Source organism: Nocardia sp. NPDC058058 (assembly GCF_042885355.1).
Classification (GTDB): domain Bacteria; phylum Actinomycetota; class Actinomycetes; order Mycobacteriales; family Mycobacteriaceae; genus Nocardia.
Genome location: NZ_JBHVSA010000001.1, coordinates 2,981,128 through 3,002,788 on the forward strand (window position 1 = coordinate 2,981,128; position 21,661 = coordinate 3,002,788).

19 protein-coding genes are annotated in these 21,661 nt (G+C 65.6%); 6 read left to right on the forward strand and 13 right to left on the reverse strand.

Features of this window, described 5'->3' with window-relative positions; genetic code table 11:
* Positions 1-72: 72 nt before the first annotated feature.
* From serB to ctaD, 3 genes are all read right to left on the reverse strand, one after another.
* The gene (gene serB / locus ACFVUS_RS13935) at positions 73-1,302 is read right to left on the reverse strand and encodes a phosphoserine phosphatase SerB (RefSeq protein WP_387764904.1); all 1,230 of its coding nucleotides are present in this window, start codon (positions 1,300-1,302) and stop codon (positions 73-75) included.
* A 168-nt stretch (positions 1,303-1,470) separates the two neighbouring features.
* Positions 1,471-2,418 (reverse strand): NAD(P)H-dependent flavin oxidoreductase, encoded by a 948-nt coding sequence (locus ACFVUS_RS13940; RefSeq protein ID WP_387764906.1) that lies wholly within the window; start codon positions 2,416-2,418, stop codon positions 1,471-1,473.
* Positions 2,419-2,614: 196 nt separating this feature from the next.
* Positions 2,615-4,354, reverse strand: a complete 1,740-nt coding sequence (gene ctaD / locus ACFVUS_RS13945; RefSeq protein WP_387764908.1) for a cytochrome c oxidase subunit I — start codon at positions 4,352-4,354, stop codon at positions 2,615-2,617.
* A 188-nt stretch (positions 4,355-4,542) separates the two neighbouring features.
* Here ctaD and ACFVUS_RS13950 point away from each other — a divergent pair, with 188 nt between their 5' ends.
* The gene (locus tag ACFVUS_RS13950; protein WP_387764910.1) at positions 4,543-5,646 is read left to right on the forward strand and encodes an ABC transporter substrate-binding protein; all 1,104 of its coding nucleotides are present in this window, start codon (positions 4,543-4,545) and stop codon (positions 5,644-5,646) included.
* Positions 5,647-5,731: 85 nt separating this feature from the next.
* Here the strand turns inward: ACFVUS_RS13950 and nrdF are convergent, their stop codons facing one another.
* On the reverse strand, positions 5,732-6,694 hold the full coding sequence (gene nrdF / locus ACFVUS_RS13955) for a class 1b ribonucleoside-diphosphate reductase subunit beta (RefSeq protein WP_387764912.1): 963 nt from the start codon (positions 6,692-6,694) through the stop codon (positions 5,732-5,734).
* 122 nt (positions 6,695-6,816) lie between these two features.
* Positions 6,817-8,241, reverse strand: a complete 1,425-nt coding sequence (gene mgtE, locus ACFVUS_RS13960) for a magnesium transporter (protein ID WP_387764914.1) — start codon at positions 8,239-8,241, stop codon at positions 6,817-6,819.
* A gap of 468 nt (positions 8,242-8,709) precedes the next feature.
* On the opposite strand from mgtE, the gene ACFVUS_RS13965 reads away from it, so the two are divergent.
* The 4 genes from ACFVUS_RS13965 to ACFVUS_RS13980 all read left to right on the forward strand — a co-directional run bounded on the left by ACFVUS_RS13965 (position 8,710) and on the right by ACFVUS_RS13980 (position 12,792).
* Positions 8,710-9,375, forward strand: a complete 666-nt coding sequence (locus tag ACFVUS_RS13965; RefSeq protein ID WP_387764916.1) for a response regulator transcription factor — start codon at positions 8,710-8,712, stop codon at positions 9,373-9,375.
* A complete protein-coding gene (locus tag ACFVUS_RS13970; protein WP_387764918.1) occupies positions 9,372-10,667 on the forward strand; it encodes a sensor histidine kinase in 1,296 nt (431 codons plus the stop codon). Before ACFVUS_RS13965 ends, ACFVUS_RS13970 begins: the two co-directional genes overlap by 4 nt.
* Positions 10,668-10,714: 47 nt before the next feature.
* The gene (locus tag ACFVUS_RS13975; RefSeq protein WP_387764920.1) at positions 10,715-11,389 is read left to right on the forward strand and encodes a histidine phosphatase family protein; all 675 of its coding nucleotides are present in this window, start codon (positions 10,715-10,717) and stop codon (positions 11,387-11,389) included.
* A 128-nt stretch (positions 11,390-11,517) separates the two neighbouring features.
* Positions 11,518-12,792 carry a PucR family transcriptional regulator gene (locus ACFVUS_RS13980; RefSeq protein WP_375955046.1) on the forward strand — a complete coding sequence of 425 codons (1,275 nt, stop codon included), beginning with the start codon at positions 11,518-11,520 and terminating at the stop codon, positions 12,790-12,792.
* A gap of 1 nt (position 12,793) precedes the next feature.
* Here the strand turns inward: ACFVUS_RS13980 and ACFVUS_RS13985 are convergent, their stop codons facing one another.
* Positions 12,794-14,011 carry a lipase family protein gene (locus ACFVUS_RS13985; RefSeq protein WP_387764922.1) on the reverse strand — a complete coding sequence of 406 codons (1,218 nt, stop codon included), beginning with the start codon at positions 14,009-14,011 and terminating at the stop codon, positions 12,794-12,796.
* Between the two features lie 270 nt (positions 14,012-14,281).
* On the opposite strand from ACFVUS_RS13985, the gene ACFVUS_RS13990 reads away from it, so the two are divergent.
* Positions 14,282-14,542 carry a hypothetical protein gene (locus ACFVUS_RS13990; RefSeq protein WP_375955049.1) on the forward strand — a complete coding sequence of 87 codons (261 nt, stop codon included), beginning with the start codon at positions 14,282-14,284 and terminating at the stop codon, positions 14,540-14,542.
* Here the strand turns inward: ACFVUS_RS13990 and ACFVUS_RS13995 are convergent.
* The 7 genes from ACFVUS_RS13995 to ACFVUS_RS14025 all read right to left on the reverse strand — a co-directional run bounded on the left by ACFVUS_RS13995 (position 14,516) and on the right by ACFVUS_RS14025 (position 21,651).
* A complete protein-coding gene (locus ACFVUS_RS13995) occupies positions 14,516-15,574 on the reverse strand; it encodes an alpha/beta hydrolase (protein ID WP_387764925.1) in 1,059 nt (352 codons plus the stop codon). The genes ACFVUS_RS13990 and ACFVUS_RS13995 overlap by 27 nt on opposite strands.
* A gap of 433 nt (positions 15,575-16,007) precedes the next feature.
* Positions 16,008-18,113, reverse strand: coding sequence for a class 1b ribonucleoside-diphosphate reductase subunit alpha (nrdE, locus tag ACFVUS_RS14000; protein WP_387765571.1), 2,106 nt, complete (start codon positions 18,111-18,113; stop codon positions 16,008-16,010).
* Between the two features lie 32 nt (positions 18,114-18,145).
* The gene (gene nrdI, locus ACFVUS_RS14005; protein ID WP_387764927.1) at positions 18,146-18,616 is read right to left on the reverse strand and encodes a class Ib ribonucleoside-diphosphate reductase assembly flavoprotein NrdI; all 471 of its coding nucleotides are present in this window, start codon (positions 18,614-18,616) and stop codon (positions 18,146-18,148) included.
* A gap of 4 nt (positions 18,617-18,620) precedes the next feature.
* Positions 18,621-18,860, reverse strand: coding sequence for a redoxin NrdH (locus ACFVUS_RS14010; RefSeq protein ID WP_387764929.1), 240 nt, complete (start codon positions 18,858-18,860; stop codon positions 18,621-18,623).
* Between the two features lie 451 nt (positions 18,861-19,311).
* Positions 19,312-20,202 (reverse strand): G1 family glutamic endopeptidase, encoded by an 891-nt coding sequence (locus tag ACFVUS_RS14015; protein WP_387764931.1) that lies wholly within the window; start codon positions 20,200-20,202, stop codon positions 19,312-19,314.
* A 107-nt stretch (positions 20,203-20,309) separates the two neighbouring features.
* Entirely contained in the window at positions 20,310-20,876 is a 567-nt protein-coding gene (locus ACFVUS_RS14020; RefSeq protein ID WP_387764933.1) for an NAD(P)H-dependent oxidoreductase, read from the reverse strand.
* A 205-nt stretch (positions 20,877-21,081) separates the two neighbouring features.
* On the reverse strand, positions 21,082-21,651 hold the full coding sequence (locus tag ACFVUS_RS14025) for an NADPH-dependent FMN reductase (RefSeq protein WP_387764935.1): 570 nt from the start codon (positions 21,649-21,651) through the stop codon (positions 21,082-21,084).
* Positions 21,652-21,661 lie beyond the last annotated feature (10 nt).

Consider the following 21,661-nt stretch of genomic DNA (forward strand, 5'->3'; position numbering starts at 1 on the left):
ATCGAAGCATTGCGATCACGCTACCGACGGGAGGGCCGCCGATCGTGCAGGCGGCCCAACACGTTTTGGTCTCTAGCGCGGCAGCGGTACCCGGCGGATACCGCCGTCCTGCGCGTCGGCCGCCTCGAGTTCGGCACGGGTGACGCCGAGAATGAACAGCACCGCGTCCAGGAACGGATGTGAGAGCGCGGTATCGGCGACCTCGCGCAGCGCGGGCTTGGCATTGAAGGCGATGCCGAGCCCGGCGGCATTGAGCATGTCGATATCGTTCGCGCCGTCGCCGACCGCGACGGTCTGCTCCATGGCCACGCCCGATTCGGCGGCGAAACGGCGCAGCATGACCGCCTTCGCGGCCCGGTCCACGATCTCGCCGACCACGCGGCCGGTGAGCTTGCCGTCCACGATCTCCAGGGTGTTGGCCTGGACGAAATCCAATTCCAGCTCATGCGCCAGCGGTTCGATGACCTGACGGAAACCGCCGGACACCACACCGCAGCGGAAACCGATGCGGCGCAACGTGCGAATGGTGGTGCGCGCGCCCGGGGTCAGCTCGATCTGATCGGCGACCTCGTCGATGACCGACGCGTCCAGCCCCGCGAGGGTGGCCACGCGCTGGCGCAGCGATTCCGCGAAATCGATCTCACCGCGCATGGCGGCCTCGGTGACGGCCCGGACCTCGTCCTCGACACCGGCGTGCGCGGCCAGCATTTCGATGACCTCGCCCTGGATCAGCGTCGAGTCCACGTCGAACACGATGAGCCGCTTGGACCGGCGCGCCAGGCCCGCGCGCTCGACCGCGATATCCACGCTCTCCTTGGCGGCCACCACGGCCAGCATGGTGCGCAGCGTGGTCTCGGCCTCCGCCGAGGACGGCACGGTGATCATGAGCTCGAGGCCCGTCACCGGATAGTCGGCGATACCGCGAATGGAGTCGATATTCGCGCCCTGTTCGGCGAGCTTGCGCGAGATCGCGCTGAACGCCCGCGCGGTGACCGGGCTGCCGAGGACGACCACGGCGTGGGTGGACAGTCGCGCTCCCGCGACGGTGTCCGCACCGATCTCCACATCGACATTCATGCCGACACTGGCCATCGCGTCCTCGAGCTGATCCTGCAAACCCTCGGGATCGCACGGACAGGACACCAGCACACCCAGCGTCAGCCGCCCCCGAATCACGACCTGCTCCACATCCAGCAGGCTGACCGCGTTATTGGACAGCGCCGCGAGGAGTACCGACGTCACGCCCGGCTTGTCGGGTCCGGTGACCGTGACCAGAACCGTCGTGTCAGACGTCGTGCTCAATCGAAACTCCCGTTCTCGCGACTCCCCCCGCGTGACATGCGGCGAGGCGCGTCCATTCTGTCAGGTAAGTCGTCCCGCGCTCGCGCCACCCACCGTCACGGAGATCACAGCGGCATGAGCGACCCGGCGGCCGGGTCGGCGAGCATATCGGCCGGACGGCCGCGGATGTCACAGCAGCTTCGCGGCACCGGAGCAGAGCTCGTCCAGGACCTGCGCCACCGGGCGCACCTCGGTGATCGCGCCGACGCCGGTGCCCGCGTACACCGGAACGATGTCGTGGTCACCGGTTTCGAGCCCGGCGCGCAATTCGGCGCGGGCCTGGTCGGGCAGCTCGTCGGTGCGCTCGGACCAGCGGTCGGTGAAGGCGTTGCGCAACAGGCGCGCGGGAAAGTGTGCGGGCCACGGCAATCCCTTTGCCACGTCGAAGAGCCGGGTGACGACCGCGTCCCCGCCCCGCGCCGCCACCATGGCCTGACGTTCGGGCTCGGCGAGCAGTGATTCGGTGCAGGCGGCCAGGCAGGTGCCCAGCCACGCCCCGCTCGCCCCGGCGGCCAGGGCGACCGCGAGATCGCGCGGGGTGGCGATACCGCCCGCTGCGAGCACGGGCACGGGGACCTGCCTGACGATCGACTCCAACAACGGCAGCGTCGCCACTTCCACCGCACCGTGGCCGCCGCCCTCCAAACCGCGCGCGACCAGCACGTCGACCCCGGCGTCGGCGGCCCGGTGCGCGTCCTCGAGGCTGAAAACCTGTGTGGCCGCGAGGATTCCGGCCTCGTGCAGCTGCCCCACCCAGGACAGATCGGTACCGAAACTCACCGAGATCAGGGCGGGACCCGCGGCGATGGCGGCGGGGAGCAACCCTGACTCCTTGCGAATCACCCAGTCCACCAAGCCGATTCCGAAGGACCCCGGCAGCCCGTCGAGATGCGCCAGCTCGGCCGCGAGCGCGGCGGGCGATCCCGCACCGCCCATACCGATCATGCCGAGCCCGCCCGCGCGGGTGACCGCCGCGGCGAATCGCCCGCCCGCGACGCCTCCCATAGGTGCGTTCACCACGGGTAACCGCAGCCCGATCGCCCGCGACCAGGCGGTGGAAAGTACAGCCTCGGGCATAACGACTCCTCCTTCGTGGCTTCGTCATCCCGGCATGCTTTTGGCCGGGATCCACATCCTCAGCGCTACAACCGATATCGGTGGATCCCGGCCAAAACGCGCCGGGATGACGACGGGGCTTCGTTCCCAGTAAACCCGGAAAACAGCCGCGGCGGCCGTCAGATGACGACCGCCGCGGTGGTATGCGCTGTGCGAGCTACTTGGACGCGCTGTCCGTGAGCTCGTGCACGGTGTGGGGCTTGGTGCCCCAGCCCACGTGGGCCTCGGCGCGCATGCGCTCGACCATGTGCGGGTAGTGCAGCTCGAACGCGGGGCGCTCGGAGCGGATGCGCGGCAGCTCGTAGAAGTTGTGCCGCGGCGGCGGGCAGGAGGTCGCCCACTCCAGGGAGTTGCCGTAGCCCCACGGATCGTCGACCGTGACGACCTCGCCGTAGCGGTAGGACTTGAAGACGTTCCAGATGAACGGCAGCATCGACGAACCCAGGATGAAGGCACCGATGGTGGAGATGGTGTTCAGGGTCGTGAAGCCGTCGGTCGGCAGGTAGTCGGCGTAGCGGCGCGGCATACCTTCGTTACCCAGCCAGTGCTGGACCAGGAACGTGGTGTGGAAGCCGACGAAGGTGGCCCAGAAGTGCCACTTGCCCAGGCGCTCGTCCATCATGCGGCCGGTCATCTTCGGGAACCAGAAGTAGATACCCGCGAAAGTCGCGAACACGATGGTGCCGAACAGCACGTAATGGAAGTGCGCCACAACGAAATACGTGTCCGAGACGTGGAAGTCGATCGGCGGGGCGGCCAGGATGACACCCGACAGACCACCGAAGAGGAACGTCACCAGGAAGCCGATGGACCAGAGCATGGGCGTTTCGAAGGTCAACTGACCTCGCCACATGGTGCCGATCCAGTTGAAGAACTTCACACCGGTCGGAACGGCGATCAAGAAGGTCATGAAGGAGAAGTACGGCAGCAGCACCGCGCCGGTGGCGTACATGTGGTGCGCCCACACCGCGATGGACAGCGCGGCGATACCGAGCGTCGCGTAAACCAGGGTGGTGTAACCGAAGATCGGCTTACGGCTGAAGACCGGGAAGATCTCCGACACGATGCCGAAGAACGGCAGCGCGATGATGTACACCTCGGGGTGACCGAAGTACCAGAACAGATGCTGATAGAGCAGCGCACCGCCATTGGCCGGGTCATAGATATGACCACCCAGGTGACGGTCGTACGCCAGGCCGAACAGCGCCGCGGTCAGCAGCGGGAAGGCAAGCAGCACAAGCACACTGGTGACGGCGATATTCCAGGTGAAGATCGGCATCCGGAACATGGTCATACCGGGGCAGCGCAGGCAGACCACGGTGGTGAGCATGTTGACGCCACCGAGGATGGTGCCCAGACCCGAGACCGCCAGGCCCAGGATCCACAGGTCGGCGCCGACGCCCGGGGAGTGCACGATGTCGGACAGCGGGGTGTACGCGGTCCAGCCGAAGTCGGCCGCACCACCGGGGGTGATGAAACCAGCGGTGGCCATGGTGCCGCCGAACAGGTACAGCCAGTAGCTGAACGCGTTCAGGCGCGGGAACGCCACATCGGGCGCGCCGATCTGCAGCGGCAGGATGATGTTGGCGAAGCCGAACACGATCGCGGTCGCGTAGAACAGCAGCATGATCGTGCCGTGCATGGTGAACAGCTGATTGAACTGCTCGGGCGACAGGAACTGCATGCCCGGGCGAGCCAGCTCGGCGCGCATCAGCAGCGCCATGAGTCCGCCGACGAGGAAGAAGGACATGGCGGTCACGAGGTACATGACGCCCAGGACCTTCGGGTCCGTCGTGGTGACCATCTTGTAGATAAACGAACCCTTGGGACCCACCCGCTGTGGGTAGGGCCGAGCCGCCTCCACTTGACGGACTGGCTGTGGCTCTACGGCAGTCACAAATCCTCCTGAACAGGTGCCTACTGGTCGTTCGTACGCGGGTCTTCCGGCGTCCAGTTCGCTGCATGACGAACGACGGGGGGCCTAGCGCTTCAAGGATCGTAAACCGTGCTCCCACAGCGGTCGCGGGCTGGTCCTACTCTGTGTCGTAATTGGGTGTCGGGGTCGCCGGATGTACGCTGCCAGCCATGCCGGTGCGCGAGTCCGCTTCCACCCGAATCACGTTCGCCTCCACCAATGCCCCCGTGCGCCGTTTGCGCACCTGGGGCGCTGTTCTGGCCGCCGCGGCGGTGCTACCGGCGGGTCTACTCGCGGGGTGTGGCAAGGGTACGGACGATGCCATGAGCTCGATCGTGCGCACGACCACCAATATCGCCGGGGCCGGCGTGGTGGGTCTGGAGCGCGATACCCGGGCCGCCTGCGCGCTGCCGAGTTCCGCCGACGCGACGTCGGGGACCGTCTCGGTCAACCATGCCGCCGGAACCACCGAGGTGCCCGCCGACGCCAAACGCGTTGTGGTGCTGTCCACCGCCGCCCTGGACGCGGTGTGCGCCCTGGGGCTGTGGGAGCGAGTGGTCGGGGCCGCAACGACTTCCGGCCCCAGCCCGCAACCCTCCTACCTGGGCACGGGTGTACTGCTGATCCCCGCGGTCGGCACCGTCACCGCCCCGGATCCGGCGAAAGTGGCGGAGCTGAAACCGGATCTGATCCTCGGCTCGGGCGCGGACGGCGCGCAGTACGACGCGTTGAAGGCCATCGCCCCCACCGTGCTCGCGGGTTCGGAGAACGGCTGGCAGGCCGAGTTCAGCACCTACGGCGCGGCGCTGGATCGCAAGACCGCCGCCACCAAGGCCCTGGACGACTACCGCACCGCCGCGCGCGATGCCGGAAACGCGCAGTCCGCCAGCCTGACCCAGGCCTCGGTGCTGCGCTTCGATCCCAAGGTCATCCAGGTGCAGGGCGGCAACAGCTTCGCCGGGCTGGTGCTGGGCGATGCCGGGGTGCAGCGCCCGCAGTCTCAGCGCGGTAACTCCTATGACGTGGCGAGCCTGGGCAGCGAGACCGATCGCAACAAGGTCGAGGGCGACATCATCTTCCTGATGTTCGACGGCAAGGACGGCCAGAAGAACGCCGAATCGATCATGCACGGCGACGACTGGAAATCCCTGAGCGCGGTCTCGGACCGCCGGGAATTCGTTGTCGAGGACAGCATTTGGCACGGTTCGGGCATTACCGCCGCCCGCGCCATCCTGGAGGATCTGAAGATGCTCAACGCCTATGTGAGCGACTGAATTTCGTCTTCGTCACACAGACGAAAGCCCGGCATCCGCTGATCGGATTGCCGGGCTTCGCTTTTCAGGAGCCGTCCTCAGGAGCTCAGAACTCCCAGTCCTCGTCTTCGGTGTTGACCGCCTTGCCGATGACGTAGCTCGAGCCCGAGCCGGAGAAGAAGTCGTGGTTCTCGTCGGCGTTGGGCGAAAGCGCCGACAGGATGGCCGGATTGACGTCGCACTCGTCCTTGGGGAACAGGCCCTCGTAGCCGAGGTTCATCAGCGCCTTGTTGGCGTTGTAGCGCAGGAACTTCTTGACGTCCTCGGTGAGCCCGACCTCGTCGTACAGATCCTGGGTGTACTCGACCTCGTTCTCGTACAGCTCGAACAGCAGCTCGAAGGTGTACGCCTTGAGCTCGTCGCGCTCGGCCTGCGAGACCAGTTCCAGACCCTTCTGGAACTTGTAGCCGATGTAGTAGCCGTGCACGGCCTCATCGCGAATGATCAGGCGGATCATATCGGCGGTGTTGGTGAGCTTGGCCCGCGAGGACCAGTGCATGGGCAGGTAGAAGCCGGAGTAGAACAGGAAGGATTCCAGCAGGGTGGAGGCCACCTTGCGCTTGAGCGGATCCTCGCCGTTGTAGTACTCGAGCACGATCTCGGCCTTGCGCTGCAGGTTCCGATTCTCCTCGGACCAGCGGAAGGCCTCGTCGATCTCACGGCTGGAGCACAGCGTGGAGAAGATCTGGCTGTAGCTCTTGGCGTGCACCGACTCCATGAAGGCGATATTCGTCATCACGGCTTCTTCGTGCGGGGTCAGCGCATCCGGGATCAGGCTGACCGCGCCGACGGTGCCCTGGATGGTGTCCAGCAGCGTGAGGCCGGTGAAGACCCGCATGGTGAGCTGCTTTTCGCTGGGGGTCAGCGTGGCCCACGACGGAATGTCATTGGAGACCGGTACTTTCTCCGGCAGCCAGAAGTTTCCGGTGAGCCGATCCCAGACCTCCGCGTCCTTGTCATCGATCACGCGGTTCCAGTTGATCGCCGATACTCGACTGATCAGTTTCACGCCCGTTCACTCACCCTCTCCAGCCCACCGGCCCGTTGCAGACGTCCTTGCCCTGAACACTACTACTGGTGGCTGACATCGAAGCGCAACACAACACCTTGTGTCTTCAAGTGGTTTGCTGATCAGATGCCGAGCACCAGTTTCGCCGTCATGAAATAGATGACCAGGCCCGTAGCGTCGACCAGCGTAGTCACCATGGGCGCGGAGATCACCGCCGGATCGATCCGCAGTTTTTTGGCGAGCAACGGCATGGTGCCGCCGATGGTCGCCGCCCAGCCGCAGATGACGATGAGCGTGATACCCACCACCACACCGATTTTCGCGCCCACGAACATGCCGGCGATGAGCATGCCGACCACGGCCAGCATGCAACCCAGCAGCAGGCCCACCCGGCATTCGCGCCAGATCACCTTGAACAGGTCCGATACCCGCACCTCGCCGACCGCGAGCGCGCGCACGCAGGTGGTGGCGGCCTGTGCCCCCGCATTGCCGCCCGCGCCGATGAGCAGCGGAATGAACAGCGCCAGATGCGCGGCCTGTTCCAGGGTGCCCTCGAAGAAATCGGTCACCGTGACCGTGAGGGTCGCCGCGACCAGCAGCAGCATCAGCCACAGCGCCCGGTAGCGCGCGAGCTGGAACACGCCCGCCGCCATATAGTGACCGGCCCACGGCGTGGTGCCCGCCTGCCGCGCCACATCCTCGGAATCGGCGGCCTCGATGACCTCGATGGCGTCGTCGATGGTGAGCAGGCCCACCAGCCGGTCCTCACTGTCGACCACCGGCAGGTTGATCAGGTTGGCGCCCTGCATGAGCCGGGCCGCCTTCTCCGCCGAATCGGTGGCGCGCGCGTACACCGGTTCGGAGACAACGAGATCCGCGATCATGGCATCGGGTGAGGAGAGCACCAGCTCGCGCAGTTCCACGATGCCGATGAGGCGGCGGCCCGCGTCCACCACGGGCAGGGTGTAGACGGTTTCGGCGTTCGCGCCCTTGGCGCGCACGGTCTGCAATGCGGCCGACACCGGCAGATTGCGCGGCAGCGCAACGACTTCCGGCGTCATGTACAGCCCGACCGAACCCTCGGGATAGCCCAGCAGGGTGGCGGTCATGCGGCGCTCGTCCGAACTCAGGCCCGCCAGTACCTTTTTGGCGACCTTGGCCGGGGCCTCGCGCAACATGCGGGCGCGATCGTCGGGATCCATTTCCTCGACCAGATCGCGGAAGCTCTGATCGCGCAGCCCGTGCAGGATCTGCTGCTGATCGACCGGTTCCAGCTCCTCGAACACATCGAGGGCGCGATCCTTGTCCAGCAGCCGGAAGGCCATCACCGCCGAGACGGCGTCCATGCGCGCGAGTTCATCGGCGATGACGTGCGGCGGATGGTTGTCCAGCCATTCCATGGTCGCCGCCACATGGTGGCAGTCGACGATATCGCGGAGCGAAACACCCTGTGCGCGTAGCGTTTCCACGGCGACGGGGCTGTTGTCGGGCAGCGTCGGGAGAACAGGGGGCAGCGTCGAGACGACGGGCAGATCGGTCTGCGTCATGGCGGAACCTCAGCCGGAAGGCGAGTCAAGGGTGAACGGATGGACACATGTGGTCACACCGCGGGGCACCGACCCGTCACAGCGGAGAACTACCGGCAGTACGAGGGGGCGGCGCCGCGCGGCCTTCGACTAGGGGGCTCGCTACGCATGCGACCCACCTCCTCGAAGCCGTCGTGCACCGATAAAGTCACCCGCCGATCGCGGGTCATGCCTGCCCGACCGGGGAATTTCCCGCATCCGGCAGATAAGCATCCCTGTGCAGGATACAGCCCGCGCCGACGACCCGCCGCACGGTGTAGCGGCCTCCGGCGCGGCGGGAGTCGCGGATCACATCCTCGACCGCACCGCCGGTTCCGTGAGAGGCTCGATGACGACGAATGAACGGCACATAATTTTCCGATCATTTCGCGGTCATCACCGCACCGGACGCGTTGGGTGGGTGTCCGAAATGGCTTAATGTCTGGCCCTGTGCGCGTTTTGGTATTGGAGGACGACCAGCAACTCGGTCGTGAGGTGACCGATGGGTTGCGGTCGGCGGGGTTCGCGGTGGACCACGCCTTCGATATCGCCGACGCCGATTTCAAGATAACCATCAACCGGTACGACTGCCTGGTGGTGGATCGCGGACTGCCCGACGGCGACGGCCTGGACCTGGTCGCCGGGGCGCGCCATGCCGGGCACACCATGCCCGCGCTCATGCTCACCGGACGCGACGGGCTCGACGACCGGCTGGCCGGGTTCGAACAGGGCGCGGACGACTATCTGACCAAACCCTTCGCGCTGCCCGAACTGGTGATGCGGGTGCGCGCGCTGTGCCGCCGCCGCGATCAGCCCACCGCCGCGCGAATCGCGGTGGCGGACATCGATATCGACCTCATGCGCCGCCGGGTCACCCGCGCGGGCATCATGCTCGCGCTCACGCCCAAGGAATTCGCCGTGCTCGAACTCATGGCGACCCGGCTCGGCAGCGTGGTGACCCGCACCGATCTGATCGAATGCTGCTGGGACGAAATGGCCGAGCCCGCATCGAATGTGGTGGACGCGGTGGTCGCGAAGTTGCGCCGCAAGCTCGGTGAGCCGTGCGTGATCGAAACCGTGCGCGGGACAGGCTTTCTCATGGGCGGGGTGGCGTGAGTTCGCACCGCTCCCCCGCCGTGGCGCGGCTGCGTCGCGCGCGCCGGCTGATGACCGGACTGGTCACCATCATCACCGCCGCCACCGTGCTGGTGCTCGGATATGTTGCCGCGACCATCGATTCGCACGCGCGCGCCATCGAAGCCGATCGGCAGGTGGAGAAGGTGGCGGGCGGTCTGGCGCGCGCCATCCAGCACGATGAGAAGAACACCCTCGATCTGTCCACGGTGATCGACGACGAACTCGCACAGGGTGGCACCGGGGTCGTGGTCCTGGTCCGCGAGCCGGGCCAGCCCTGGAAACAGACACACACCTATCAGCGCTCACTGATGCCCGCCGACAGCGAACTGTCCACGCTGGCAACGCAGGTCGAGGACAATTCCGAAGGCACGCTGTACCGATCGCTGCTGCGGAATTCGACCGCCATCACCGGCCGCCCGGTCACCGTCTCGGGAACCCCGGTGTACTGGACCGATTGGGACAATATCGTCGTCATCCTGGCCGCGGACGATGCCATGGACAATCCGGACGATCATCTGATGCTGGTGTGGGCCTTGCTGATCGGCGGCACTCTGCTGGTGCTGGCCGCCACCGCGGTGGCCTATCTGCTCTCGGGCCGCAGCCAGCGCCAGGCCCTGCACATGCTGGACGAGCACGAACAGTTCCTCGGTGACGCCGCGCACGAATTGCGCACGCCCCTCACCACTTTGAAACTCCTCACCGAATCCCGCCCGAAACCCGATGAGGTGCAGCAGACCCTGGCCGAGGCCCGCAAACTCGCCGATCGGATGGCCCGCCTGGTCACCGGTCTGCTCGCGCGCGCCCGAATGCAAACCGGCATAGCCGAACCCGAGCGCACCATGCTCCGCCTGGACCAACTCGCCGAAGCCGTCGCCGAGGAGGCCGCCGACGACCGCATCCTGGTCACCGCCCATCCGTCGGTGGTCGTCGGCGACCCGCAACTGCTGAGCCTGGCCATCCGGAACATGCTGGAGAACGGCCTCACCCACGGCGCGGTCAATCGCTCCGCCCCGGTCGAGATCCATATCGCCGAGGGCCGGGTGAGCGTGCGCGATCACGGCCCCGGCGTCGATCCGATCATGTCCGCCAGCCCTTTCAATCGCGGGTCGGCGGGCCGCACCGGCCGCAACGGCATCGGTTTGGCGCTGGTCGCGTGGGTGGCGCAGGCGCACGGCGGCAATGCCGCCATCGAGCCCGCGGTGGGCGGCGGCACCATCGCCACGCTGTGGCTACCCCCGGCCGATATCACCGTCGGCGTTCCGGCCCGCTAGGCGCTTACCGCGATCCGGCGGCCCCGGCGGCGTAATCTGGGGCTCCCATGACTCTGCAATCGCTCACGATGGTCCGGCACGGTGAGAGCGCGAGCAATGCGGCCGCCGCGCGACTGGCGCATACCGACGCCGAGGAATTCGGGGACGGCACAAGGGATCCCGATGTGCCGCTGACCGATCTCGGGCGGCGGCAGGCGACGGCGGTCGGCACCTGGCTGGCCGGACAGTCCGGACGCCGGTGGACGGTGCTGTGCTCACCGTATCTGCGGGCGCGCGAAACCGCCTCCCTCGCACTGGAATCCATCGATTCGGCACCGGTCCGGGTCGATGAGCGGCTGCGGGACCGGGATATCGGGACGCTACAGGGGCTCACCGATCGGGGCTGGAATCGGCGCTATCCGGATGAGCGACTGCGACGGGAACGGTTGGGGCGCTTCTACTATCGGCCGCCGGGCGGGGAGTCCTGGACCGATGTGGCATTGCGGCTGCGCACCCTGCTGCCCGAATTGAGCGGGCACGTGCTGGTCTTCGCGCACGATATCGTGGTGGTGATGACCCGGTACATCCTCGAGGGGCTGGACGAGCAGGCCATTCTCGGGATCGAACGGAATCAGATCCGCAACGGGTCCGTCAGCCGCTGGGAACGCGACGGCGCGGGACTCACACCGGTCTATTACAACGCGACGGCGCATCTGGATCGGCTGGACGGTCGGGTTTTGTGAGATGTCACCGAATCGCCGACGTGACATTGCGGCGGATCACAGCTCGCGGCCAACTTCCCCCTCTACGGGCCGTCATACGTTAGCGTTTCGTTACCGGAGGGTTAGCCCCCGGTAGTGGAAGGAGCGCTATGGCCGTCGAGATTCCGGCCCGCGCCGGGCTGATCATCTCCGGAACCCCGATGTCCTCGCCACTGCAGGACGTCGGTCCGCTGGCGCGGCATATGGTCGGGCACTTCGTGGAGACCGTCGCACCCTGCGGCACCCTGCCCGGCGACGCCATTCACGGTGACGTCACCGCCATCACCCGCATGTGCCTGGAACTGGCCGTGGGCATGCTGGACGGGAAGGACCTGCCGGAGAAGACCAAACGGCTCGAGGAGGCCGCCGCGCAGTGGGCCCGCGAGGGCATCCCCATCGACACCATCCACCACGCCATCCACGAGGGTTTCAAGATCGGCTCGGATCTGGTGATCGCCAATGCCATGTCCCGGCATATGCGACAGGACAGTCCGGACGGCGACGTCGAACTGGTGGTCGCGGCCGGGGATATGGAGAGCATCATCGGCGGCGCCGCCATGGTGGTGGAACTGCTGGACCGGATGACCTGCGCGGTCTCACTCGCCTATGTGCGGGAACTGCGCTCGGTGGTCAGCGAACACCACACCGCGGTGCACACCCTCACCTCGGCACTGCTCGGCGGGCACAGCACCTCGACCATGGCGCGCGAATGCGGTATCGAGATCGCGGAATCGTATTACGTGCTGGCGGTGTCGATTCCGGAACATCCGGAAGAGCATTCGCCGACCGTCGAGGGCGCGGTGGTGGCGCGGCGCAAACTGCGGCGACTACAGGCCGAACTCGCGCACGGCTACGCCGCCAAGGTGCTGTCGCTGCTGAGCGTGGACGGCGGCACCATCCTGGTGCCCGGTGACGCACTGGCCGACGATCAACTCGACGAACTCATCGAACGACTATCGCGGGCGGCCCGGGTACCGATCGCGGCGACCATGATTTCCGCTACGCCGCAAGGGATTCCGGATGCCGCCGATCAGGCGCACGAACTGCTCGACATCGTGCACCGGCTGCGGCTGACGCGCGGACTGTTCCGCTTCGACGAACTCGCGCTGGAGTATCAGCTCACCCGGCCCGGTCCCGGACGCGATCACCTGGGTTCCCTGCTGGATCCACTGGACCTGCATCCGGAACTGCTCGAGACGCTGCGCACGCACATCAGCAATAACCTCAATCGCCAGCGCACGGCGCGAATCCTGCACGTGCACACCAATACCGTGGACTACCGGCTCAAGCGGATCGGGCAGCTGACGGGCTTCGACCCGACGCAGGCCGCAGGTCTGTGGTACCTGCGGTCCGCGCTGGTCGCCCGTACATATCAGGCGGGGTGAATCACGCGCAGTTGCTGACCACCGGCTTATCGGTGAGCCTGGCCTCGAGCCAGGACACCGCCGCCGGCAGGCCGAGCACCGCCGCGGTCAGATGATCGGGCACCGGCACCTGTTCGGACCAGACCTTCACCCCCGACGCGCAATAGCGGTGAATGGTGTCCACCACCGCGTCGATCGGGATCAATCCGTCGATCGGTGAATGCCATTCGAACACCGGCATATTCGGCACACCCGAGTACAACTGGAGGCTGTTCTCCTCCACCACGCCGCGCGCGGTCGGATCCTCGGTCATGATGGTGGTCTTGGCGACATCCATGGCGCCCACACCCGCCCCCGCGGTGAGAATATCGTTGGTGCAGCTGTTCGCGAGCTTGTCCCGAATGGCCAGGCCGCGATCATTGAGCTGGGCGCTGAGCGGGAATCGATCCGGGTACTCGCGCTCCAGGCCCAGACCCGCCGCCATCGCCAGGCCGAACACCGGATGCCGGTTCAGCCCCATGGCCTCCAGCATGGTCACCAGATTCATCGGCACGCCGCCCATGGCCGCACCGGCGATATGCAATTCGGGGGCATAGGACTGGGCCAGCGCCGCCGCCCACGCGGTCGCCATACCGCCGCCCGAATAACCCGCCATGGCGACGGGGCTGTGCTGCACCTTCAACTCCGGTACGCGCTGCGCCGCGCGAATGCCGTCCAGGGTGATCTGGCCGCCGAGTTTGGCCGCGCCGTAGGCGAAATGGGGCCCGAGGTGATCGGGCAGCGCGATGCTCCAGCCGCGCTGCAGCACCACATTCCACGCGGGGGCCTCGCGCATCATCAGGTTCGGGTCGCTGGTGTAGAGCACGCGTGAGACCGCGCACTGCGCACCGAGACCGTTGATGATCTGCTGCAATGACAGCATCGGCGCGTCCGCGGCGCGATTGCGCGGGGACAGCACGGTGGTGGTGGCCGCGATGGGATCACCCTCGGAACCGGTGGAACGGAACTCCACCAGGGTGACATCGGTGTTGGGGAATTGCGGCAGCGCGGGCATGGCGCGTACGGCGAGCACATCGCCCGGCTGGTGGTTGCCGATATCGGCGGGAGCGGCGTAGAACGGGTCCGGGTCCGCGATCGGGTAGACCGGTCCGGCGGCGGCCACCGCCGGGGCGACGGCGCACCCCACCGCGATCAGCGCCGCCAGTCGTAGTCGATGTCGGTAATGGGTTCGAATCCTCATCCGGGTCTTTTCCTCTCTCCGGCTGAACGCAGGATCTCCCCGCGCAGCCTAGAGCGAATGCGCATGGGTGTGGGAGAGCTGCGGAAAACCTTCCGAAAGATCACAACGCCACTCGAAAGTTGTTGTGAGCACCGGCCATTCCAGTTCCGACAAATGACAAGAAGAGTCGCGACGGGCTTGTGAACCTTCCAAGCACCCGGCGGAATCGCCTCCCATGCAACAGGTTCCAGTTACGGTCGGTAACAGGAACAATTCGATGGGGAGCCCGAGATGACCAGCACCACCGAGAGCACCAGCATCACCGCAGGCAGGCCCGTATACGACAGCTCCGGCGAAGCCCTCACCCACCGGGTCACCGTCTACCTCGGCGGACCCGACGACGGTGCGGAGCTGGCCATGGAATACGCGGCCACCTGGCCCGAGGCCGCCGCCTTCGCCGCCGCCGCGGTGCGGGCCGGACTCATCGTCACCGTCGACGGCCGCATTCGGCCCGGTCTGCGCCGGCTACCGCGGAACGGCCTGCGGCACTAGCGCGGTCGCCAGCGTCTCCCAGGCCGGGCCGAGTTCGGCCGAGAAGTCGGCCCAACCGTGAATTCCGGTGTCCTCGAAATGCACGGTGGCGGGAATTCCCAAGTCGCTCAGATGCTTCGCGAACAGTTCGGTGCACAGCCGCGCGCCCGCCTCCAGCACCACACCACCGCCCGCCTCCTGCAACGCCTTCACCGGATCCGGTGCGCGCATCAGGTCGGTCATATCCGGGACGGTCGGGATTCCGGTATTGGCCGATAGGTGAATAACCATGCCGCGCAGGGCTTCCGCACCCAGGGTGCTGTCATGCGTACGCCATTCCTTACTTCCGGGCGGGCCCCACAGATTGACCACATTTCCACCGCGCGAGGCCACCGTCAGCGTGGTGGCCGCCGAACCCGCGCTGTCCATCGTGGAATAGCAACCGCTCATTCCCGCGACGGCCCGATAGAAACCGGGATGCCGATGCGCGAGCATCATCGCGCCCTGCGCACCCATCGATACGCCCGCGATGGCGCGCCGGCCGTTGGAATTCAGATACGGCTCGATGACACCGGGCAATTCCCCGGTCAGAAAGGTTTCCCAGCGATTCCAGCCCAGCACCGCGTCCGGCCGCTGCCAATCGCTGTACATACTGCCGGTGCCGCCCGACGGCAGCACCACATCGACCGGCTTGTCGGCGAAGAAATCGGCCGCCCCGCCCTTGGTGAGCCAATCCGAAACCTGTTCGGCGTCAACACCATCGAGCAGGTAGAGGGTGGATCGCGGACCGGTTCCGGTGCCGCGCAACACATCCACCGCCACCGCCCGGTCCATGGCCGCGGAAGCGACGAACACCCGCTCCCAATGCGGTCCGATGGGCTCGACCCGAATAACGTTCGACCGCAGCGCGATCGGCGCCGATGAGCCGTCGACACCGCCCGCGGGCAGCCCCGCGGCCAAAGCCAGCGCCACCGCCACCCCCACTCCCGCACGGCGCAGCAGCGCACCCGTCGGCATCCGCTTCTCGGTTGTTCCGTTCGATTCCCGCACCACGGGGGCTCTCCTCACAGCGGCCCTCGCATACCGAACCGGATCTGGAGTTGATTTGCGGAAACCCGCCGAGCGGCTGCGAGGTGTGCTGCTCGGCGGGTGGGTACCCGGTATTGCCGCGGCTACGCCGCGCCGGAGTTCCGATGTAGATCTATTCAGCGGTCCCTCTTTCACGGGGGCAGGAGAAGGACCCGTCCTCACCTCCAAAACACTTGTCCCGGTGCGATTTCCGATCACGGGATCGGCCGCGCATCTGATTCCGATGCCGTGACACAGGCGAGCGTAATCATCGCCACACCCCGTCGAAAGCGTCCGGCGCAGGTTCTGGAGACCTCACAATGGCTTCGTTCGAAGGCCGGGACGATCCACGACGAAAAAGGACGCCCCCGGTTTTCACCGGGGGCGTCCTATTCGTTTTGTAAGTGCGGTTGTGACCTCAGAGCATGCAGCTCACGCAGCCCTCTACTTCGGTTCCCTCCAAAGCCATTTGGCGGATGCGGATGTAGTAGAGGGTTTTGATGCCCTTGCGCCACGCGTAGATCTGCGCGCGGTTCACATCGCGGGTGGTGGCGCTGTCCTTGAAGAACAGGGTCAGCGACAGACCCTGATCCACATGCTGGGTGGCGGCGGCGTAGGTGTCGATGACCTTTTCGTAGCCGATGTCGTACGCGTCCTGGAAGTAATCCAGGTTCTCGTTGGTCAGGTAAGGGGCCGGGTAGTAGACGCGGCCGATCTTGCCTTCCTTGCGGATCTCGATCTTCGAGGCGATCGGGTGGATCGAGCTGGTGGAGTGGTTGATGTACGAGATGGAACCGGTCGGCGGGACGGCCTGCAGGTTCTGGTTGTAGATGCCGTGCTCCATGACCGAGGCCTTGAGCTCGCGCCAATCGTCCTGGGTGGGGATGTGCACGCCCGCCTCGGCGAAGATCTCGCGGACACGATCGGTCTTGGGCTCCCACAGCTGATCGGTGTACTTGTCGAAGTACTCACCGCTGGCGTACTTGGACTCCGGGAAGCCGCCGAACGCCCGGCCGCGCTCCTTGGCGATCAGGTTCGAGGCGCGCACCGCGTGGTAGGCGATCGTGTAGAAGTAGATGTTCGTGAAGTCGATGCCCTCGTCGGAGCCGTAGTAGACGCGCTCACGAGCGAGGTAACCGTGCAGGTTCATCTGACCCAGGCCGATGGCGTGAGACTCGTTGTTGCCCTGCTCGATCGAGGGCACCGAGTTGATATGGGTCTGATCCGACACCGCGGTGAGCGCGCGGATCGAGGTCTCCACCGTCTTGGCCAGATCCGGCGAATCCATCGTCTTGGCGATGTTCAGCGAACCCAGGTTGCACGAGATGTCCTTGCCCACTTTGGAATAGGACAGATCATCGTTGTACAGCGACGGGGTGGAGACCTGCAGGATCTCCGAGCACAGGTTGGAGTGGGTGATCTTGCCCTTGATGGGGTTCGCCCGGTTCACGGTGTCCTCGTACATGATGTACGGGTAGCCCGACTCGAACTGCAGCTCGGCGATGGTCTGGAAGAACTCGCGAGCCTTGATCTTGGACTTGCGAATTCGCTTGTCGTCGACCATCTCGTAGTACTTCTCGGTGATATTGATATCGGCGAACGGCACGCCGTAGATGCGCTCCACGTCGTACGGCGAGAACAGGTACATGTCCTCGTTCTTCTTCGCCAGCTCGAACGTGATGTCCGGGATGACCACGCCGAGGGACAGCGTCTTGATGCGGATCTTCTCATCCGCGTTCTCGCGCTTGGTATCGAGGAAGCGGTAGATATCGGGGTGGTGCGCCTGCAGGTACACCGCGCCCGCGCCCTGACGCGCGCCCAGCTGATTCGCGTAGGAGAACGAATCCTCCAGCAGCTTCATGATCGGAATGACGCCCGAGGACTGGTTCTCGATCTTCTTGATCGGCGCGCCGGTCTCACGAATATTGCTCAGCAGCAGGGCGACACCGCCGCCGCGCTTGGACAGCTGCAACGCGGAGTTGATGGAGCGCCCGATGGACTCCATATTGTCCTCGATGCGCAGCAGGAAGCAGGACACCGGCTCACCGCGCTGCTTCTTGCCCGAATTCAGGAAGGTCGGGGTGGCGGGCTGGAAACGCCCGTCCATGATCTCCTCGACCAATTCCTGCGCGAGGGTTTCGTCACCGGCGGCCAGGGTCATCGCGACCAGGCAGACGCGATCCTCGAACCGCTCCAGGTAGCGCTTACCGTCGAAGGTCTTGAGGGTGTAGCTGGTGTAGTACTTGAACGCGCCGAGGAAGGTCGGGAAGCGGAACTTCTTGCCGTACGCCTGCTTGAACAGCTTCTTGGTGAAGTCGAAGCTGTACTGGTCGAGCACCTCGGTCTCGTAGTAATTCTCTTTGACCAGGTAGTCGAGCTTCTCGCGCAGGTTGTGGAAGAAGACCGTGTTCTGGTTGACGTGCTGCAGGAAGTACTGGTGCGCGGCCTCGCGGTCCTTGTCGAACTGGATCTCGCCATTGGGGCCGTACAGGTTCAGCATCGCGTTGAGCGCGTGGTAGTCCAGCCCCGCGGTGGATTCACCGCTGACGGGGCGTTCTACGCGGGCATTCTTTCCGACCGGTGCGGTTGTCGTTGCCAAAACGATTCCAATCCCTCTCGGACGCGCTCGACGTCCTCAGCAGTTCCCATGAGTTCGAAGCGATACAGGTACGGCACTCCGGTTTTGCGCGAAATCACTTCGCCCGCAAAGCAGTACGTATCGCCGAAGTTCGTATTGCCGGCCGCGATGACGCCGCGCAGCAGCGCGCGGTTGTGCGGATCGTTGAGGAATTTGGCCACCTGCCGGGGGACGAATTCCTTATCGGGCCGCGCACCACCCAGAACGTGCCGACCGCCACCGTAGGTGGGGACGATCAGCACGTAGGGTTCGTCGACTCGCAGCGAGTCGGCGGTATGAAGCGGTATGCGGACGGCGGGAATGCCCAGCCGTTCCACGAAGCGGTGCGTATTCTCCGACGCGCTGGAGAAGTAGACCAGATTCGTTGTCCGCGTGGGCAATTCAGCCACCTAACTAGGCGACGGCGACAGCCTCGGCGAGCGCCTTGATGCGATCCGGGCGGAAGCCGGACCAGTGATCGTCACCGGCCACCACGACGGGAGCCTGCAGGTACCCCAGCGCCATCACGTAATCGCGGGCCTCGGGGCTCTCGGAGATGTCGATGACGTCATACGCGACACCGGCCTTGTCGAGGGCACGGTACGTTGCGTTGCACTGCACACAAGCGGGCTTGGTGTAAACGGTGATGGTCATTGGTATCTCCCCTTCTCCTTGCCTTAGATCCGATGCAGTGCACGGCTGAAAACAAGAACCATGTAGTAAGTGCGCAAACCCCTGGACGCGAGACCGAAGTCCCTGGTCGCGCGGCTCCCTTCGAGGGTCTCGCCGCGTGCCCTTCCAGCTCCCAAGACACTACACCTAGTGGCCGACAGATTCATCCAACACGACATGTTGCGAACCACAAAGGTGAAATTCGGATGAACGAAGTGCCAGGACGCTCGATTCGCAACCCGCCACGACTGAGGCGCAGATCACAATTTCGGCATCCAGCACACTTCCGGCAAACACACCATTCACCCTGATCAACACGTTTCCCGCGTGTCCCACGCGCCACGCGCGAGGTGGGGTTATCCGGATCCGCCACGACCTCCGGCGATGCCATATCGAGACGAAAATCCGCACCGCCCCGGCGTGTCACGCCCCGTCAGCCGATGGTGAAGCTGGAACCGTCCACCGGACCGGGCGCGAGCAACCGATTCGTCGCGGCGATGCCGTAGGTCTGGGCGTCATAGGCCGAGAGCGGTTTGCCGTCGATCCGGATATCGCTGAAGGTGATCGGCGCGAATCCCGGCAGCGCGGCATCGAGATGCCCCTCGATCACGATCTCGGCGGTGCGCGCCGGCGCGTCGGACGGCCGCGTCGTGGTGCGCGTCCAATTGCCGGTGCGGTTCTCCAGCGTCATCACATAGTTGTGCCCGTCCCAGCCGACGGTCGAGCGCATGACATCACCGGGCCGCACCTCGACATCGTCATAGCTCACCGGCGCGGCCGGGTACGCCTCCCACCACCCGTCGACATCCTTTTCGGGCGTGCACATTCCGCTCAGCATGCCCGTCGCGCACACACCGTCCATCGCACCGCTGAGCGCGTTGGAGACCTTGTCACCGGCGTGCATGATCAGACCCGAGAGCCGGGGATCGGTATAGGACAGGTCCGCGGCGAGATTTTCGAACTGCAATCCGGGCAGCGCCGCGTAGAAGGCGGCATCGCTGGCGCACAGCGATTCCACTCCGGTCTGCATGAGCGGCAGCGCCACCTGACCGTTCAGATCGTTCGCGCCGTTCAACCCGACCCAGGGCACGATCCGTTGCAGCGTGCCCTCATTGGTGCAGGAGATCTCGGGTTGCGTCCAGGTGGCGCTGACCTCCCGGAAATCACCCTTCACCACGTATCCGGCCCAATTGCCGAGATAGAGGCGGACATTGGCTTCGGCGGCGGCATCGCTCGCGGTGACCACGGCGGCGGTGGCGGAGACGGCCAGCGCGGCGGTCAGCAGGCAGCGACTCCACGATGAGTTGCCACTCGGTTGCTTCATCAGTTGAAGGTATCCCGGAGCACCCCGGAAATGCGGCAGGCCACGGCTGAAAAGCCGTGGCCTCACACTGGATTCAGCGGATACCGCTGGAGTCACCCGATAGTTGCTCAGACGTTGACTTTGGCCTGCGCGGTCTCCGCGAGCAGGCGCACCGTGGCGGCCAGCTGGGTGAGCGCCTCGGCATCGTCGGCCGGATGCGTCTCACCGAAGCGCTGGCCGATGGTGCCGAAGTTCAGCGACGCCTCCTCGACCACCTTCGAACCCGCCACGCCGAGCGACTTGACCGCGTCGTCATGCGACCACTTGGCCGCGTTCGAGCTGATCGACGCGCTGATCACGGCCGACGGCTTGGCCTTGAGCGCACCCGCGCCGTACGGCCGGGACGCCCAGTCGATGGCGTTCTTGAGCACCGCGGGCAGCGTGCCGTTGTATTCGGGGGTCACGAGCAGTACCGCGTCGGCCGCGCCGACGGCCTCGCGCAGCGCCGCGGCGGTGGCCGGAACCTGGCCCTGCACATCGAGATCCTCGTTGTAGAAGGGGATATCGCCCAGACCCTCGTAGATGGTGATCTCGACATCACCGGCCGCGGTCTGCGCGGCGGCCTCGGCGAGGCGGCGATTGATCGAGGCGGCGCGGAGGCTGCCGACGAGGGCGAGGATGCGGGTCTGCGACATGGTGATCACTCCTGCGGTCTGTATCCAGTGGCGGTATTCGTACTCTGAACTAACCGGACTATGGTCCGTTTTCATTCCGGGGCGGCGGCAGAGCAGCTATGACCTGCGACACCCCTCGAGGCAAAACTCCTGCGCACCTTGATTCGGACGCTAATGAGTGAGGCCAAGGCTGAAAAGCCTTGGCCTCACTGGAATTAAAAGCGGATCAGGCGGCAGCGCCGACCCGCTGCGCCTTGCGGATCTGCGCCACCAGCGCCTCGATCAGCCCGGCGACCAGGCTCCGGCTGGTCTCATCGGTGAGATTGCCCTGATCGTCGAAGCGGGTGTAGTTCGCCCCGACATGTACCTCGGGCTTGGTGACGACCTGCGAATCCAGCCAGTGGAAGACATCGCGCAGGTGGTTCTGGGCGCGCACGGTGCCGAACTGCGAACCCGAGGCGCCCATGATGGCGACCGGCTTATCGGTCAGGAAGGACTGACCGTACGGGCGAGAAGCCCAGTCCAGCAGGTTCTTCAGCGCGCCCGGAATGCTGTAGTTGTATTCGGGGCTGGCGATCAGCACGCCGTCCGCGTCGCGAATCCGCTCGCGCAGCTCGACGACCGCGGCGGGCACGTCACCCTCGAGATCCTCATCGAAGTAGGGCAGGTCCCGAATGCCGTCGTAGATCTCGATCTCGACGCCCTCCGGGGCGAGTTGCCGCGCCGCGCGCAGCAGCGCGGTATTGGTGGAGGCGGCGCGCAGTCCACCGGAAATGGCGAGAATCTTGATCGTCATGGCATTAACT

Coding starts and splice junctions, on each gene's coding strand:
- ACFVUS_RS13940 (WP_387764906.1), bottom strand. CDS start 2,418: ATGCCCGAGGCTGTACTTTCCACCGCCTGGTCGCGGGCGATCGGGCTG.
- ACFVUS_RS13950 (WP_387764910.1), top strand. CDS start 4,543: ATGCCGGTGCGCGAGTCCGCTTCCACCCGAATCACGTTCGCCTCCACC.
- mgtE (WP_387764914.1), bottom strand. CDS start 8,241: ATGACGCAGACCGATCTGCCCGTCGTCTCGACGCTGCCCCCTGTTCTC.
- ACFVUS_RS13975 (WP_387764920.1), top strand. CDS start 10,715: ATGACTCTGCAATCGCTCACGATGGTCCGGCACGGTGAGAGCGCGAGC.
- ACFVUS_RS13980 (WP_375955046.1), top strand. CDS start 11,518: ATGGCCGTCGAGATTCCGGCCCGCGCCGGGCTGATCATCTCCGGAACC.
- ACFVUS_RS13985 (WP_387764922.1), bottom strand. CDS start 14,011: ATGAGGATTCGAACCCATTACCGACATCGACTACGACTGGCGGCGCTG.
- ACFVUS_RS13990 (WP_375955049.1), top strand. CDS start 14,282: ATGACCAGCACCACCGAGAGCACCAGCATCACCGCAGGCAGGCCCGTA.
- ACFVUS_RS14010 (WP_387764929.1), bottom strand. CDS start 18,860: ATGACCATCACCGTTTACACCAAGCCCGCTTGTGTGCAGTGCAACGCA.
- ACFVUS_RS14015 (WP_387764931.1), bottom strand. CDS start 20,202: ATGAAGCAACCGAGTGGCAACTCATCGTGGAGTCGCTGCCTGCTGACC.
- ACFVUS_RS14020 (WP_387764933.1), bottom strand. CDS start 20,876: ATGTCGCAGACCCGCATCCTCGCCCTCGTCGGCAGCCTCCGCGCCGCC.
- ACFVUS_RS14025 (WP_387764935.1), bottom strand. CDS start 21,651: ATGACGATCAAGATTCTCGCCATTTCCGGTGGACTGCGCGCCGCCTCC.